This is a genomic window from Hahella sp. CR1 (assembly GCF_029813005.1).
GTDB lineage: Bacteria > Pseudomonadota > Gammaproteobacteria > Pseudomonadales > Oleiphilaceae > Hahella.
On sequence record NZ_JAPELK010000041.1, the window covers coordinates 1 to 1,085 of the forward strand.

Annotated in this window: 1 protein-coding gene; it reads right to left on the reverse strand. The window is 51.9% G+C overall.

The features are described from left to right. Positions 1 to 1,018: IS256 family transposase (locus ONV78_RS31815; protein WP_279508610.1), on the reverse strand; the 1,018-nt coding region annotated here is incomplete at its 3' end. Positions 1,019 to 1,085: the final 67 nt, after the last annotated feature.

A 1,085-nucleotide genomic window follows, 5' to 3' on the forward strand; every position in this document is an offset into this window, starting at 1 on the left:
ACTCTATGGCGTTGGTGGTGTAGATGGCCTTTCGAATGTCTGCCGGGTAGCGGAACAGGGTGCTGAGATTCTCCCAGTGAGCGCGCCAGGAACGGCTGATCTGGGGGTATTTCTCATCCCATCGTTCAGCAAACCTGTCCAGCTCAGATAGCGCCTCTTCCTCAGTGGTCGATTGGTAGATCCGCTTCAGATCTGTCGTCACTGGCTTATAGTCTTTCCACGGCACATACTTCACCGCATTTCGCACCATATGCACGATACAGAGCTGTATCTGGGTTTGGGGATACACGGTATTGATCGCTTCGGGAAAACCCTTCAGGCCGTCCACACAGGCGATCAGGATATCCTTCACGCCCCGGTTCTGTAACTCGGTCAGCACATTGAGCCAGAACTTCGCCCCTTCGGTCTCCGAGATCCACATACCAAGCAGTTCTTTATGACCTTCCAGATTCACTCCCAGGGCCAGATAGATCGCTTTGTTGATCACCTGCTTGTCCTGGCGGATCTTCACTACAATGCAGTCCAGGTACACGATGGGATAGATAGCGTCCAGCGGGCGGGATTGCCACTCCACCACTTGCTCGATCACGGCATCCGTGACTTTGGAAATCAAGGTGGCGGAGACATCCGCGCCATACATCTCTTTGAAGGTGGCCACGATCTCACGAGTGCTCATGCCTTTGGCGTAGAGGCTGAGAATCTTGTCATCCATGGTGGTGAAACGGGTCTGCTGTTTCTTGACCAGCTGAGGCTCAAAACTGCCTTGCCGATCTCGGGGAGTGTTAACTTCAAACTGACCGTCCTCAGTACGGAGGGTCTTACTGGAATAGCCATTTCGGGTATTGTCTGAATCTGAAGGCTGATGCTTCTCGTATCCCAGATGCTCATCCAGCTCCGCATTGAGTGCGGCTTCGACGGTCACTTTGGTGAGCATCTGACGGAACTCGTTGAGATCCTTTTCTGTTTTCAGAGATTTGGCTGCCTCGCGGGCAAATGCTTCTAATTCTTTCTGGTTCATTGTCTGCCTATCCTTAACCCCGCAATAGGGTACTAGTGATAGGCAGATACACAAATTAAATTACAGT